This window comes from Sharpea azabuensis DSM 18934 (assembly GCF_000702165.1).
GTDB lineage: Bacteria > Bacillota_I > Bacilli_A > Erysipelotrichales > Coprobacillaceae > Sharpea > Sharpea azabuensis.
This window is the reverse complement of record NZ_JNKU01000025.1, coordinates 1-14,972: the sequence shown is the minus strand read 5'-3', so window position 1 is coordinate 14,972 and position 14,972 is coordinate 1. Positions and strand designations below refer to the sequence as shown.

The 14,972-nt window shown below is 38.2% G+C and carries 14 protein-coding genes and 1 tRNA gene; 1 reads left to right on the top strand and 14 read right to left on the bottom strand.

The features are described 5' to 3' along the window. Window positions 1-293 precede the first annotated feature (293 nt). From pyk to T529_RS0106305, 14 genes are all read right to left on the bottom strand, one after another. Window positions 294-1,724 (bottom strand): pyruvate kinase, encoded by a 1,431-nt coding sequence (gene pyk / locus T529_RS0106370; protein ID WP_033162785.1) that lies wholly within the window; start codon window positions 1,722-1,724, stop codon window positions 294-296. A gap of 83 nt (window positions 1,725-1,807) precedes the next feature. Further along, window positions 1,808-2,767 (bottom strand): 6-phosphofructokinase, encoded by a 960-nt coding sequence (gene pfkA, locus T529_RS0106365; RefSeq protein ID WP_033162784.1) that lies wholly within the window; start codon window positions 2,765-2,767, stop codon window positions 1,808-1,810. A 199-nt stretch (window positions 2,768-2,966) separates the two neighbouring features. Beyond that, window positions 2,967-4,682, bottom strand: coding sequence for a Na/Pi cotransporter family protein (locus T529_RS0106360; protein ID WP_033162783.1), 1,716 nt, complete (start codon window positions 4,680-4,682; stop codon window positions 2,967-2,969). Window positions 4,683-4,868: 186 nt separating this feature from the next. Next, the gene (locus T529_RS0106355; RefSeq protein WP_033162782.1) at window positions 4,869-5,651 is read right to left on the bottom strand and encodes an alpha/beta hydrolase; all 783 of its coding nucleotides are present in this window, start codon (window positions 5,649-5,651) and stop codon (window positions 4,869-4,871) included. A 20-nt stretch (window positions 5,652-5,671) separates the two neighbouring features. Next, on the bottom strand, window positions 5,672-6,769 hold the full coding sequence (locus tag T529_RS0106350; protein ID WP_238560790.1) for an FAD:protein FMN transferase: 1,098 nt from the start codon (window positions 6,767-6,769) through the stop codon (window positions 5,672-5,674). Between the two features lie 20 nt (window positions 6,770-6,789). Then, complete coding sequence (locus tag T529_RS0106345; protein WP_033162780.1) at window positions 6,790-7,500, bottom strand: lysophospholipid acyltransferase family protein; 711 nt, start codon at window positions 7,498-7,500, stop codon at window positions 6,790-6,792. 75 nt (window positions 7,501-7,575) lie between these two features. After that, window positions 7,576-8,043: a dihydrofolate reductase gene (locus T529_RS0106340; protein WP_033162779.1), complete on the bottom strand. Its 468-nt coding sequence runs from the start codon at window positions 8,041-8,043 to the stop codon at window positions 7,576-7,578. Between the two features lie 8 nt (window positions 8,044-8,051). Then, window positions 8,052-8,900 (bottom strand): thymidylate synthase, encoded by an 849-nt coding sequence (gene thyA / locus T529_RS0106335; protein WP_033162778.1) that lies wholly within the window; start codon window positions 8,898-8,900, stop codon window positions 8,052-8,054. Further along, entirely contained in the window at window positions 8,897-9,397 is a 501-nt protein-coding gene (locus T529_RS0106330; protein ID WP_033162777.1) for a shikimate kinase, read from the bottom strand. Before T529_RS0106330 ends, thyA begins: the two co-directional genes overlap by 4 nt. Beyond that, the gene (locus T529_RS0106325; RefSeq protein WP_033162776.1) at window positions 9,394-10,518 is read right to left on the bottom strand and encodes a chorismate mutase; all 1,125 of its coding nucleotides are present in this window, start codon (window positions 10,516-10,518) and stop codon (window positions 9,394-9,396) included. The genes T529_RS0106330 and T529_RS0106325 overlap by 4 nt, the downstream gene beginning before the upstream one ends. Continuing rightward, window positions 10,515-11,588 (bottom strand): chorismate synthase, encoded by a 1,074-nt coding sequence (gene aroC, locus T529_RS0106320; protein WP_033162775.1) that lies wholly within the window; start codon window positions 11,586-11,588, stop codon window positions 10,515-10,517. The genes T529_RS0106325 and aroC overlap by 4 nt, the downstream gene beginning before the upstream one ends. Next, window positions 11,585-12,844, bottom strand: coding sequence for a 3-phosphoshikimate 1-carboxyvinyltransferase (gene aroA / locus T529_RS0106315; RefSeq protein ID WP_033162774.1), 1,260 nt, complete (start codon window positions 12,842-12,844; stop codon window positions 11,585-11,587). The genes aroC and aroA overlap by 4 nt, the downstream gene beginning before the upstream one ends. Before the next feature lies 1 nt (window position 12,845). Beyond that, window positions 12,846-13,901: a 3-dehydroquinate synthase gene (gene aroB / locus T529_RS0106310; protein WP_033162773.1), complete on the bottom strand. Its 1,056-nt coding sequence runs from the start codon at window positions 13,899-13,901 to the stop codon at window positions 12,846-12,848. A gap of 80 nt (window positions 13,902-13,981) precedes the next feature. Then, the gene (locus tag T529_RS0106305; protein WP_143064965.1) at window positions 13,982-14,299 is read right to left on the bottom strand and encodes a hypothetical protein; all 318 of its coding nucleotides are present in this window, start codon (window positions 14,297-14,299) and stop codon (window positions 13,982-13,984) included. Window positions 14,300-14,480: 181 nt separating this feature from the next. On the opposite strand from T529_RS0106305, the gene T529_RS0106300 reads away from it, so the two are divergent. Beyond that, window positions 14,481-14,567: transfer RNA gene (locus tag T529_RS0106300), tRNA-Leu, on the top strand. Window positions 14,568-14,972: the final 405 nt, after the last annotated feature.

The following is a 14,972-nucleotide window of genomic DNA, read 5'->3' as shown; positions in this document are numbered from 1 at the left end:
AAAGAAGCTATCGTCAAGGACGAAAGCTTCGTGGTACCACCTTTATTACTTCTCTTCACTTATAACGTCTGTGAACCGGCTTTTCTTTCGAAATCAGCTATTAGGGAGTACCACCTATACTATGCAGAAGTTTTCACCAACCACTTCTTCTCTAAGCCAATGATATAAGTGACATATCCTAAATGATTGCCTTTAGATTACGGGTTCATTGTCCTACAAACAGCATGCTTTGTCAATGCCTGAAGTAAAAAAAGAGACTGCATTGCAGCCTCTTACTAAGTAGATTTGCGAAATTATTTTACTGTTACTAATTCAAGATAGTTAGTCTGACCAGTAACACCTGGTGTACCACCAGTTACTAATACTTTTTCACCAGCAGAAACGCCAACTTCTTTAGCAACAACCTGTGCTAAGTTAACTAAGCCTTCCTTAGACTTCATTTCCTTAACTAATACTGGTTTAACACCCCAGTTAAGAGCTAAGCCTCTTACAGTCTTTAAGTAAGGAGTAGCAGCGATTACTGGACATTCAGGTCTGTATCTAGATACACGCTTAGCAGTTCCACCTGTTTCAGTGAAGGCGATGATAGCAGCAACTTTGAAGTTGTTTGCAATCTGAGCAACTGACATACAGATAGCTTCTGAAGTGTTGTCATCTGAAGTACGGATAGCCTGTCTTAATAAATGACCGTAATCTAACTGTTCTTCAGTCTTTCTAGCAATCTTGCTCATGTATAATACAGCTTCTTCAGGATATTTACCCTGTGCAGATTCACCTGATAACATGATTGCATCAGTACCATCATAAATGGCATTAGCTACGTCAGAAACTTCTGCTCTTGTTGGTCTTGGGTTTTCCTGCATAGATTCAAGCATCTGAGTTGCAGTAATAACGATCTTACCAGCAGCATTACATTTCTTGATTAATGACTTCTGAATACCTGGAACATCTTCAGCAGGAACTTCAACACCTAAGTCACCACGAGCTACCATGATACCATCAGCAACTTCGATGATACCATCCATATTTTCAACACCTTCAACGTTTTCAATCTTAGCTAAGACTTTAACATCAGGTTTACCATTTTCAACTAATAACTTCTTGATATCTAAGATATCCTGAGGTCTTCTTACGAATGAAGCAGCGATGAAATCGATATCCTGTTCACAACCAAATGTGATATCAGACTTATCTTTTTCAGATAAGAATTCGAATTCAAGGATTGCACCTGGTACGTTAATACCACGTTTATTCTTGACTTTACCATCGTTAGCAGCAACAGTGTAGATATCACCATTTTCATCAACATGGTCTACAAGTAAAGCTACCTGACCATCATTAACTAAGATGAAACCACCTGGCTTAACATCCTGATATAAGTTCTTGTAAGATACAGTGAAACGATCAGAAGTACCTTCGATATCTTCTCTAGTGATAACTGAAACCTGACCTTTTTTGAATTCTGTAGTACCACCTACGAAATTACCAGTTCTGATTTCAGGACCCTTTGTGTCAAGCATGATAGCAACATTAGTACCAAGTTCTTCGTTGACTTCTCTTAACTTCTGCATTTTAGCAGCATGTTCTTCATGGTCACCATGAGAGAAGTTACAACGCATAACATTCATGCCAGCCTTAATTAACTTCTTCAACATTTCTTTGTTGTCAGAAGCTGGACCGATTGTACAAACGATTTTAGTTTTTTTCATTTTTTCTTTTTGCATCTACTTAATCCCCCTGTGTCTTAACCGACACCGCTATTATCATACACAATTTTCAGTAACTTTCAAGATAGAATACCTAAAAATTAACGAAGCTTTAACACATCTTCATATAACTCCTCAGGAACATCACGTTTAGAGTCAAATAATGTCAACATTGGTACTTCTGTGATGACACCGCCCTGTTCACAGATGGCAAGACCACCTTTGCCCTGTTCAAGCAATTCAACAGCACGCACACCCATACGGCTTGCAAGAACACGGTCATTAGCACTTGGACGTCCACCACGCTGTAAGTGGCCTAAAACGTTAGCTCTAGTTTCAAAGCCAGTAGCAGCTTCAATACGCTTAGCTAATTCATTAACATCAGTAACATGTTCTGTAATAACGACAATGGCATGCTTCTTATCACCAGCTTTGGACTGACGTAATCTTTCAATAACCTTTTCTTCATCAAAGCCAGTTTCACTTGTAATAACGATTTCAGCACCACATGCAAGACCTGCATTAACAGCTAAGTCACCACAAGTACGACCCATAACTTCAAGAATAGTACATCTCTGATGGGAGCCAGATGTATCTCTTAAACGATCCAATGCTTCGACAATTGTATTTAAAGCAGTATCAAAACCAATTGTATGATCAGTAAGTGGAATATCGTTATCGATTGTGCCTGGAATACCAATACAGTTAACGCCTAGTTTTGTAAGTTCAAGCGCACCATGATAGCTACCATCTCCACCAATTACAACTAGAGCTTCCATACCTACAGCTTTCATCTGTTCAATTGCTTCTAATCTTATCTGTGGATTCTTGAATTCAGGGAATCTTGCAGACTTTAAGATTGTACCACCAATATTGATGATATTACGTGTTGAATGTCTGTTGAATTTATAGAACTGACCTTCATGTAATCCCTTATATCCAAGCATGACGCCATAGACGTCAATTCCCTTGTTGAGGCAAGTACGCGCAACAGCACGAACAGCAGCGTTCATACCAGGTGCGTCACCGCCAGATGTCAAAACACCAATACTTTTTACCATTTTATTCACCTCGTACATAAAATCTCTAAAGACATATTAACACAATTGTTTTTCATTGAGAATTATTTCTAATTTGATTTCCAAACTTTTAATAAAATTAACGGCATGAAAACAACATGTGTAAATATTATCAATAGTATGTTCTAGTTATACTGCATTTTGTATACAAAAAGCAACAAATTTCTTTGTTGCTTGAAAATTAAGCTGGTTCGCTTAACACATCCTGACTTTCTCCCAAGGCATGGAAAGAATTCAAATTCACCTTACCTGAAACAGCCTCAAGAATATTCATTAAGTTTGCTGCAATACGATCAATATTGGAAATGATTTCAGTAAAAGAAAGAGTCAATTCATCATTACACTCACCCTTAGCAACACGCTTTAAATGGTCCTTTAAAAGGCCAGAATTCTTACGTGTCAACTGTTCCTTTTTTTCCATCAGGCGATGCATACCCTCAGTATCACCAGTAATAACAACCTGTAACACATCATAATAAAGATTATAGACGTCTTCGAGCATAACCTTAAGATCACTCTTAGCCGTTGACGAATAATGCAAGCCATTTTCCAAATCTTCATCGGCAATTTCCTCTAATGAGTGAATAAGGTGACGTATACGATCAATTTCATTCAAGATATACATTATTCCTGCTGAACGAGCAGCTTGCTCCTCAATAAGAGAACCATTGGAATAAAGATTGGCAAGATAGTCAAGAATTTGTTTATAGATATTCTTGCTGATATTTGCTTTCTCATCAATTTCTTTACGCAAGGCTTCATTCTTACCTTTGAAGACACCTGGCAATTCGACAAGCATTTCACCTACAATATTAGCGACATTCATGCTTTCTTCAGCTACTAGCTGCAAGGCAGCTGCGGGCTGATTAAGAACTTTGTTGTCGAGATAAAGTGGTTCATTAGGATTGATTGCTTTTTCCGTCTTAGCATCAGGGATGATCTTCATGACAATCTTAACCATTAACCAGACCAATGGCGTCCAGATTATTGTCATTGTCAGGTTGAAACCTGTATGGGCATTCGCAATTTGTCTTGAGATGACCTGCAGTTCAGGGCCGTGCGTTGAAATAGCCTTAATCAGAGCTGCATACTGTGGAACGAACCAAATAAATAAGAGCGTTCCAGAAAGATTGAAAATAGAATGGGCAATGGCTGTACGCTTGGCATCCTTACTGCCACCAATCGAAGCTAATAATGCCGTAATTGTTGTACCGATATTGTCACCCAAAAGAACAGGAATGGCACCTGTTAAGCCAAGTAAGCTATGGCCATTTGGACCTGCCTGCATCGCAAAATTCTGCAAGACGGCAATTGTTGCGGAAGAAGACTGGACGACAAGTGTCATACCTAAGCCGACTAGAACACCCAAGACTGGAATATCAGCAACCTTCTCTAAAGCATGGATAAAGATAGGCGATGAGGCTAATGGCTTCATGACTGTTGACATTGTCTCAATACCCAAGAAAAGAATACCAAATGATAAGATGACCATCCCAACACTCTTAGTCTTTTCCTTCTTGGCAATAAAATTCACTAAGAAGCCAATAAAGATAATCGGATAAATATAGTCACCAATATCAAAGGCAATCAGCTGTGCTGTCATAGTTGTCCCAATATTAGCCCCAAAAATAACAGAGATGGCTTGTGGCAATGACATCAAGCCGGCACTGACAAAGCCAATAGCCATAACCGTTGTCGCCGATGATGACTGCAGGACAGCTGTCACAAGAGCACCGGCAAGAACACCTTTGATTGGATTACTTGTCAGCATGGATAATATTTTCTTCATTTTCTCTCCAGCAGCCTTTTGTAATGATTCACTCATCTGGTTCATTCCAAACAAGAAAATCGCAAGCCCACCTGTTAAGCCGAAGATGATTTTTAATGTTTCGCTCATATCGATAACTCCTTCAAACAAAATCTTTTTGTTCAATTAAAGAGTAATATGATTCACCTGTCTCTTATATCTCGCTTTGTTAAGAGAAAGTTATACTTAGGTAAATATTGTTAAGTTTATGTTAATTTTAGAAAAATAGTTTTTTAACCACTTAACAATCTTTACATAAATGAAAAAAGAGTTTAATTAAAAACTCTTTTGGTTGCACCAGAGATAATCGAAGTACAGCTTGTTTTGTTTCTCCCAGTCAGCTTCACAATGTCGGCCATCTTTCTGGATATAGATAGCTGTATTCACGCCTTTTGTCTCTAGTAATTTCGTTACTTTCTTTGCACTTCTTGCCATCACTGTCGCATAGATATTCTTTACAGGAAGGCTGCTTGCTTCCTTTTCACCTATTGATAGATAGACACGGGTATTGGCATCAATCGCATGACTTTCAATGTCAGCACATAGATTTTTGATGCCAGGGCCGATAGCTGAGGAAAGGCAGCCAGCCTTAGAGAAGACATCATTGTGTGCAATAACACCATAAAGTGCCATTAAACCTCCCATTGAGCTGCCACATATACCTGTTGCTTCACGATGCACATAGGTAGGAAAACGAGCATCAATCATTGGCTTAAGCGTGTTCACCATCCAGTCAAGTGTTTCCTTCCCTCTCCCATGCAAATCTCCCCAGAACTTGCCTTGATAATGATAAGGACAATATTCCACTAATCTTTCATTACCAACATGACTGCATTCTAATCCCATAACAATGAATTCTTTACTGTAATGATCTAAGAATACCTTTAAGCCCCAGCTCTTACCATATGTGGCATCACTGTCATAGAAAAGATTATGTCCATCAAAATAATACATTACTGGATATCTCTTTCCACTTGTCTGATAATCATCAGGTAAGTAAATATGTAGCCCCCGTTCACTTTGTGCTGGTGTAAAATAGATTTTTTCTTTTAGAATCATTTTGCTTTTCCCTCATTATCTCAATTATACATTCTTTCTTTCTCAAAGACATAGAAATCCTTATTTTTAATACCCTCACTTGTCACAATATGACCATCACTTAAGAGCCAGATAGCCTCAACATCATCTAATTCAGCAATAAATTTCTTACCATCTTCATAGTTCATCAAAAAGAGTGCACTGCTTAAGTAATCGGCCAAGCCTGAATCTTTTGTAATAACGGTTACCGAACGCATATAGCGAGCCGGATAACCTGTACGTGGATCAATAAGATGACAATATCGATTGCCTTGTGCATCCATGAAATAGCGTTCATAATCACCACTTGTGACAACAGCCTTATTATCAGCAACAAGAACAGCTTCATAGTCACTCTTTGTTGAAGCATAGTTACCATCCTTTGGACTCGCTATGCCAATACAATAGTGAGATTTGCACGCTTTATAATCTGCCTGATCACTCGCAATAAGTCGCTTACCAACCCCAACAACATTTCCGCCACCATTCAACAGGAAGGATTTGACACCTCTTTTAACTAATCCCTGTTTGATTTTCTCCATCGTATATCCTTTGGCAACCGCGCCTAAATCAAGTGACATTACCCGATCTTCTAAATAGACACTATGACCGTTTTCGTCAAGAATAACGTGATTGATATTTGTATGTGCTCGCGCCTCTTCTAAGTTCTCTAGATGAGGTGGTTCACCAATATTTTTGTGCTTGACTGCCTTCTCTCTTGCATCATGCCAAAGAGTGAGGACACTGCCATAGGCGATATTAACCTGTGATGACAAGCTTTGATAGCGTTCCTTGGAAACTTTTAGCAGCTCAAACAAATCCCAATCAACAACAACTGCTTTCTTGCCTGCATTCTGATTAATAGTCATGACATTTGTAATAGATGGATAAGTATGGTAGTTATCAAAAAGCTTGTCATAGTAATCTAGTCTTTTTTCAATATATTGACATTGTTTATCAAAGTCATCTTTTGAAGATGCATATGTAATATAGGTTGTGATTGTATCAAGATAATCAGGAAAGCTCTTAGTATAATATTGAATTCTATTTGTACATCCACTTAAGATCAGTGCCACAATAAGTAAGAATATTCTTTTCATAATCAAAAAAAGAACAGCCCTTAGGCATGTTCTTCAATACATCTTTCTATAAGTTTCTTAACATGCATAGCGAGTTCTTCAGAATTCATGTCCTTATATTCTTCATAGCTGATAGGTTTTAAGAAATGAATCTGGCAATGTACTTTTTTCAAAGTATTGCGATCAAGCACTTCATAACAGTTGATATTGGCTACTGGTACAACCGGAACCTTGGCATCCATTGCACTTTTAAAGGAACCACCCTTGAATTCAAGCAATTGATTTCCATTCTTGCTTCTTGTTCCTTCCGGGAAGATAACCCAAGGCATTCCTTCAGCAAGCTCTTTTTTCACCTGACGAATGACCTGAATGCTCTGACGTAAATTCTGACGATCAATAGCTAGATAATCCATGCTGTCTAAGGCATCTGCGACAATCTTTATTTTTCTCAGTTCTTTCTTGTAGACAATCTTAAACGGACGATCGATAGCATAAAAGAGAGCAACAATATCAAACATTCCCTGATGGTTTGGTGTGATGAGAAAGCCTCCTTCTTCGGGAAGATTTTCAATACCATAAACCTTCAAATCCACATTGGCTCTTTTAACAGCCTTACGTAATATCTTACGCATCGTATCAATACGTTCAGCAACGCTTATTTGATCTTTATTCTTCAATTGTTTGTGAATACGATGAAATATGCTCGGAATTTCAAAGAAAAAACGTATCACAATAAAAACTAATCTAATCATATCTATCCTCAATTCCTTCTTATTAACTATAATCAAAATACATCTTGAATACAAGAAAAAACGATAAGCAAAAGCCTATCGTTCATAGATTTCTAGTGTAAAAGTATCAAATGGCTTCTTTTCAGAAAGCTTTAAACCACTTTGTTTAATATCAGGAAAATAGGTATCTCCTTCATGTTTACCTGGTATGCGACTCAAAAGCATGCGGTTTGCGACTCCTAAAGCCTGCTTATAAATACTTGCCCCTCCACAGATCATCAGATCTTCATCACTATTTTTGAATTCATCAAGTACTTCGTCAAGCGAATGGCGCACTTCAACACGATCGTCATCCATCTCTCCTCTTGTAATGACGATTGTATGGCGCTGTGGCAATGGTCTGCCAATTGCTTCATATGTCTTACGTCCCATGACAAGCGTATGATGAAGGGTTGTTTGTTTGAAATGCTGGAAGTCTTCTTTATTGTGCCAAGCCATGCCATTAGCTGAATTGCTTGTGCCAATAAGATTACTTTCATCAACAGCTACAATAATAGTAATCATCTGCTCACCTACACTGCAATGGGGATATTCTTGATCTGTGGGCCATGTTGATAGTTTTCCACAATGAGATCATCGGTAGTAAAGGCATAGAAATCTTTAACATCTGGATTGAGGGAAACATGTGGGGCAGGATATTCTTCTCTTGTCAAGAGTTCCTTAATCATTGGAACATGACGATCATAGATATGCGCATCATTAATATAGTGCACCATAACTCCTGGTATCATATCAACACATTGTGCCACCATCATCAATAGAATGGCATACTGGCAAACATTCCAGTTATTTGCAGCTAGAATATCCTGGGAACGCTGAATAACGGACATATTGAGCACATTAGCACCATTCTTATCTTTTGTGACATTATACATCACAAGGAAACAACAAGGTTCTAAATGTCCCCCATCAAGATATTGAGGAATATACATATTCGTCATGATACGTCTTGAATAAGGGTTGCGCTTGAGTTCTTTCAAGACAAAGTCCATCTGGTCAATCATTTCCCCTTTGCGCATATCTTCCTGGCCAATAACATAGCCATAACAGGTTCCTATGCTGCCATTTTCATCAGCCCATTCATCCCATATATGGGAATGCAGGTCTTTAATATTATTGCTTTTCTTTTGATAGATCCAAAGGATTTCATCCATGGCACTCTTGAGTGCTGTGCGTCTTAAGGTCAAAGCCGGGAATTCTTTGCGTAAGTCATAGCGATTGACAACCCCAAACTGTTTAATCGTATAAGCCTTTTCACCCGTATCTTCCCAGATAGGTCTAACAATCTCATCCTTTGTGTCAGTGCCGTTTTCTAAAACATCCTGGCACATTTTCTTGAATACCTGATCGGCATAACTCATGCATCTTCCTCCTTTATCACAGCAATGATTTTCCGGCAAATTTCTTCAAGTCCTCCATCATTAATCAAATGATAATCACAGCTTTGCATATAAAGTGCACGACGCTCATGATCTAAGTTATAGAGTTTTTGAGCCCCATCCTTTAGAAGCGGTCTTGATGATGTATCCACATCATCAACAATTAGTTCAAGAGGACGATCAATATAGAAAATAATGCCATTTTTCTTTAAATAAGCAATATTCTCCGCACGCTTGATGACACCTCCACCCGTTGAAATGACAGTATTTGTCTGCATACTCATATCTTTACAGCATGCACTCTCATGATTGCGGAAATAGTCTTCAGAGATTTTAAACATATCTGCTATGCTCATATTATACTTCTTTTCAAGATAGTCATCCATGTCAATAAAAGGCCTATTAAGATCAGCACTAAGCTTCTTACCAATCGTTGTCTTGCCAGCCCCCATAATGCCAATTAACACGATATTTTTCATGCAATCTTCCTTTCATAATTACCAATCAGTCTAAATGTATAAGTACATGCTCTTAATTCATCAATCGTCCTTACAACATTGGGATCATGCAGGTTGCCATCAAAATCCAGATAGAAATAATATTCCCATGGTGATGACTGAATTGGGCGTGATTCTATACGTACCATATTGATTTGATGATCCTTGATAATCTGCAAGACTTCATAAAGGGCCCCAACTTCATGTCTTAAAGTAAAGACTGTTGAAATACGTGAAGCTTGCTTGCTTGACTCTAGATTATGACCAATGACAATAAAACGGGTATGATTGCTTTTATCATTATGGATATCGGATGCAAGAACATCTAAGCCATATAACTCAGCCGCCTTCTTGCTAGCAATCGCCCCAATATGTTTATTGTTAAGATGGCTGACATAGCTAGCAGCCATTGCAGTATTGGGGTAAGGTTCCTTGGCAATATGATGCTTTGCTAGAAACTGGGAAGTCTGAAGCAAGCCCTGCGAATGGGAATAAACTGTCTGAATATCATCAATGGTACTGCCAGGAACGCCAAGCAAATTCTGTGAGACGGATAGTGACAGTTCGCCGACAATATAAAAACCATAATCATTGATAAAGTCATAATTATCATTGATTGCACCAGTTGTTGAATTTTCTAGAGGAAGGATGCCGTAATCAATTTCATTTGCTTTAAGGGCCTTAAAGACATCTTCAAAATGAGGATAATTGACTTTAAAAGCCACCCGATCACCAAAATAGTTTTCCATTGCCTCATAAGAGAATGAGCCTGGTACCCCCTGATATCCAACAATCAGATTATCTTCTTTTGCCGGCTTGAGATCAATAATTTCTCCAGGCAGGAATGTTGTCTGATAGCGTTTAGAAAGGTTCATATTCTGTAAAACAAAGTTGCGTACATAGGGCGCAAGATTCTTGTCATGCACACGTTTGAGATTCTTCTCAATAACTTCTGTCTCACGATCACTCTGGAATATTTCCATATTATGCGCCATCTTGTATTTCACAACGTTTTTTGAGATATGCATACGTTCTTCAAAAAGGGCAATTAACTTCTGGTCGATCGCATCAATTTCATCACGACATGTCTTTAAATCTTTCATACATTCACCTCATCCATAATAGCGATGGCAGCCATCGCTTCAACAACTGAAGGTGCACGCATGGCAATACAAGGATCATGCCGGCCAACGATGGCAAGCTTTGTATTTTCATGTGTTGCAACATTAATTGTATCCTGCTCTAAGGCAATGGATGACGTTGGCTTAATGCCAAGTGTAAAGAGAATAGGCATACCATTTGTAATGCCACCAATGATGCCACCATTATGATTTGTCTTTGTCTTAACAATCTCACCATCATAATAATAAGCATCATTTGCCTCAGAACCATAATATTGTGTAATATCATCAAGATCACCAAATGACACTGACTTCACCGCAGGAATTGAGAAAAACAATGTTGACATTCTTGATTCTAAGGAATCAAAGAATGGTGACCCAATACCAGCAGGAACACCTTTAATCATACATTCAATCTTACCACCAACACTATTGCGATTCTTTCTTGCCTCAAGAATGAGTTCACGCATCTTCTCAAACTTCTCATCAGAAAGCACCGAAAACTCTTTATTGGCAAGCTCTTCTAATTGTTCATCCGTGATATCCACGCTGAAATGATCATCCTTGATATCCTTGATAGAAAGTACATGGGAGTAAATATGAATCCCTTTGGCAGCTAAAATTTGTTTACAGATAGCCCCGGCAAAGACAATCGGTGCAGTCAATCGTCCAGAGAAATGACCGCCTCCACGTACATCATTGAAGCCATGATATTTGATATAGGCAGGATAGTCAGAATGACCTGGTCGCATCTTAATTTTTAATTCTGAATAGTCTTTTGAATGCTGGGATGTATTATAGATCATGCCAAGTAGTGGTGCACCTGTTGTTATCCCATCTACAAGACCACTCATGATTTCCACTTCATCAGGTTCTCTGCGTGATGTTGCCATTAATGTTTGTCCTGGAGCACGTCTAGCCATTTCTCTTTTTACAGCATCCATGTCAATCTTAATACCAGAAGGCAAATTGCCAATATTAATACCTAATGCTTTTCCATGAGATTCTCCAAAGATGGAGAGTTCAATATTTCTTCCCCAGTTTGCGCTCATTCCACTTCTCCTCCTAGTTTAACATAATCATTAAAGAATTCTGGATAACTCTTGCTGACGCATTCACGATTATCGATACTGACTGGTTCTTTTGTAACAGTTGCAGCAATAGCTTCCATCATTGCCATGCGATGATCATTGTAGCTTGAAAGTCTTACCCCCGTTAAATCCTTTCTGCCGACAATCGTAATTGCATCTTCATGTTCTGTAACATCTACATTCATCGCCTTCAGCTCTTCACAAATCGCATGCAAACGATCGCATTCCTTAATGCGTAAACGACCAGCATTAGTGATATGGCTTGTTCCCTCTGCTAAAGCCATAGCGAGTGAAAGCACAGGGATGACATCAGGACAATTGGATGCATCAACATCCGTTGCTACAAGCTTGTCAGCTGTCATTTTATAACCTTCTTCTGTTTGAATAAGCTTGGCACCCATGCGTTCAAGAATCTCCACAATGGCCTTATCCCCCTGATGGGTATTCATATTCAGGTTAGTGATCGTAATATCATTACCTAATACATCAGCCACAAGATAGAAAGCTGCTTGTGAGAAGTCGCCTTCAACACTGCTCTTTTGCGCCTGATAAACCTGATTTCCAGGCACATGATAGCCTTCTTCAGTTTGCTCAATCTGAATGCCATATTCTTTAAGAACATCCAATGTTAAGTCAATATAGCCAGAGGATTCAAGTGGACTTGTCAAAACAATATCGCTATCCCCTTCTAAACGTGGCAGGGCAAATAATAAGCCGGTAATAAACTGACTGCTGACATTTCCTGGCACTTCAAAACGTCCAGGTTTTAGATAACCCATGAGATAAAGATCAAGAGCATTTTCACGATAGAGATAGACAATCTTTTGCGAATCAAAGATCTTATAATAGACATCAAGAGGTCGACTGCCTAGTTTACCCTGACCTGTAAAATGAACATAGTTATCATGAATTAAGGAAATTGGAATTAAGAAGCGTAATGTAGATCCAGACTCATGACAGTCAATGCTTGCATTACTTAAACCATTAGTAAGTGCTCCAGTAATATAGAGCTTACCATCTTCTTCCTTAATCAAGGCACCAAGAGCTTTCATGCCTTCAATTGTTGCAGTAATATCATCACTCATGGAAACATTGGAAATAATGGATTGTCCAGGTGCGAGCGAAGCAGCAATGATTTCGCGATGGGCTAATGATTTACTTGTTGGTACTGCAATTGTACCTTTGAGTTTTTTGGGTTGTATTGTGATTGATGTCATACTACATCTCCTCTACTTCTAGAATCATTTTTGCATCATGTCTTAAGATCGCACTTTCCCCAATCTTATTAAGAACAACAAAGGCAAAAGTGTTATCAATATTTTTCTTATCATGGCTAATGGCTTCAAGCAAATCTTTGCTTTTAAGACCACAATGCGTAGGTAAGCCATAGTGCTCAAGAGCTTCAATGATGCGCTTTGTTGTACCAGGAGCACTGATTCCTCTTTGTTCACTAATTCTTGTAATATCCACCATGCCTACGCCAACTGCTTCACCATGACTATAGTGCTCATAGTGATAATATTGTTCTATCGCATGACCAATCGTATGACCAAAGTTAAGTGCTAAGCGATCACCAAAGTCAAAAAGATCCTTTTCCACAACATCTCTTTTAATATCCACACATTGATAAATAATATCATCAATATCCTGATATAATGCTTCAAAACTTTGATAGCTTTCTAATTTCTCAAAGAGACGAGCACTTTTAATACAGCCATACTTAATCACTTCACCCATACCATCACGAATAAAATGATCATTGAGACTCTTTAATGTCAACGGATCAATAAGCACTAATAAAGGATGCTTAAAAGCCCCTACTAAATTCTTACCTTCAGGTAGATCAACCGCTACTTTACCCCCAACAGAAGAATCAACCTGAGCTAGCAAGCTTGTAGGAATCTGAACAAACTTGACACCTCTTAAATATGTTGCTGCGACAAAACCAGCCAAATCACCAACAACCCCACCACCAAGGGCAATTATCATGTCACTGCGTGTTAAATGCGCTTCAAGCAATTGTGAATAAAGCGATGGTAATATATCAAAACGTTTACTCAATTCACCATGAGGAATGACAATCTGTGTGACTTCATAATCTTTTAAGCTTTCACTCAGTTCTTTGCCATAGAGTGGAAAGACATTATCATCACTTATAATAGCTATTTTCTTGCCATGATAAACTTCAGCAATATAGCGATGTGCTTGTTTTAAAATACCTTGTTCAATATAAATATGATAACTATCTTTACCTAAATTCACTTTTAAATCCATGAACACCCCTACCTTTCATTGCGTACATTATAGCAAAATCTCCATTTATTCCAAATAAAAAAAACTCTTCTTGCAAAGAGTTAGAAAGCATAGTAATCCAAGAGAAATCTTCGACCATCATTAATGAAGTCATGAAAGAAATCATAGCTAATCTCTATTTCCCTTGAAAGACAACTATAATTCAAGACAATTTCTCCTTGATAATAGAATACTAGATCATGATCAATCATAATAAAATTACGATAGCTTAATACCTCGGCAATCAATGCCGGTGTCACTTCATAGTATTCACTTTCATCAAAATTTGAATAACATACATAATCGCATCGTCTTAATTCATTGACGATGCTTTGAAAAAGCTTTGTATTTAAGCATTCAATAATAAAAAGATCCCGCATATACATTTTCCCTCCAACACTATTTTATCGATTTAAAATGTGTTTTTCCATATACTATAGTTATGTATAGACAACATACTATATATTCCCGTCATTCTTTAGGATTTTTGTAGCGGCAAGAAAAATAAATTGATTATTGCTTTTGCTGGTTGACTAATGTATAATGAATGAGCAACGCGAGGCCCTGGTGGCGAAATTGGTAGACGCAGCAGACTCAAAATCTGCCGGCTTCAAACCCGTGCCGGTTCGAGTCCGGCCCAGGGCACCATCGATGAAATGACGAAGACATTGGTCTTCGTTTTTTTTTTACATTTATAAAGAAAACAAAAAAACGGTGTTATTGATGATATGATCCCCTAAAGGTAGACAGTACAAATACACAAAATGTACTGCCCTGCTTTTAGGGGGTTTTATTATAGGAAGAAAAGCAAAATATACATTTGAACAGAAACTTCAGGCTGTACTGGATTATCAGTCAGGAAAGAAATCAGCAGTTGATATTGCCTTTGAATTAGGTATGGGGAAAAATGGTGACAACAGAATACGTGAATGGTCGAATCTCTATAAAGCTAACGGGCAAGAAGCTCTCAAGCCTAAAGAAAGAAATTCATCTTACTCAAAAGAATTCAAAGAAATGGTCGTTCAGGATTATGTACAGAACGGACTGTCACCG

What these genes read in the sequence shown, in the direction of transcription:
- pyk (WP_033162785.1), bottom strand. Translation starts at nt 1,724, where the DNA reads ATGCAAAAAGAAAAAATGAAAAAAACTAAAATCGTTTGTACAATCGGT.
- pfkA (WP_033162784.1), bottom strand. Translation starts at nt 2,767, where the DNA reads ATGGTAAAAAGTATTGGTGTTTTGACATCTGGCGGTGACGCACCTGGT.
- T529_RS0106360 (WP_033162783.1), bottom strand. Translation starts at nt 4,682, where the DNA reads ATGAGCGAAACATTAAAAATCATCTTCGGCTTAACAGGTGGGCTTGCG.
- T529_RS0106355 (WP_033162782.1), bottom strand. Translation starts at nt 5,651, where the DNA reads ATGATTCTAAAAGAAAAAATCTATTTTACACCAGCACAAAGTGAACGG.
- T529_RS0106350 (WP_238560790.1), bottom strand. Translation starts at nt 6,769, where the DNA reads ATGAAAAGAATATTCTTACTTATTGTGGCACTGATCTTAAGTGGATGT.
- T529_RS0106345 (WP_033162780.1), bottom strand. Translation starts at nt 7,500, where the DNA reads ATGATTAGATTAGTTTTTATTGTGATACGTTTTTTCTTTGAAATTCCG.
- T529_RS0106340 (WP_033162779.1), bottom strand. Translation starts at nt 8,043, where the DNA reads ATGATTACTATTATTGTAGCTGTTGATGAAAGTAATCTTATTGGCACA.
- thyA (WP_033162778.1), bottom strand. Translation starts at nt 8,900, where the DNA reads ATGAGTTATGCCGATCAGGTATTCAAGAAAATGTGCCAGGATGTTTTA.
- T529_RS0106330 (WP_033162777.1), bottom strand. Translation starts at nt 9,397, where the DNA reads ATGAAAAATATCGTGTTAATTGGCATTATGGGGGCTGGCAAGACAACG.
- T529_RS0106325 (WP_033162776.1), bottom strand. Translation starts at nt 10,518, where the DNA reads ATGAAAGATTTAAAGACATGTCGTGATGAAATTGATGCGATCGACCAG.
- aroC (WP_033162775.1), bottom strand. Translation starts at nt 11,588, where the DNA reads ATGAGCGCAAACTGGGGAAGAAATATTGAACTCTCCATCTTTGGAGAA.
- aroA (WP_033162774.1), bottom strand. Translation starts at nt 12,844, where the DNA reads ATGACATCAATCACAATACAACCCAAAAAACTCAAAGGTACAATTGCA.
- aroB (WP_033162773.1), bottom strand. Translation starts at nt 13,901, where the DNA reads ATGGATTTAAAAGTGAATTTAGGTAAAGATAGTTATCATATTTATATT.
- T529_RS0106305 (WP_143064965.1), bottom strand. Translation starts at nt 14,299, where the DNA reads ATGCGGGATCTTTTTATTATTGAATGCTTAAATACAAAGCTTTTTCAA.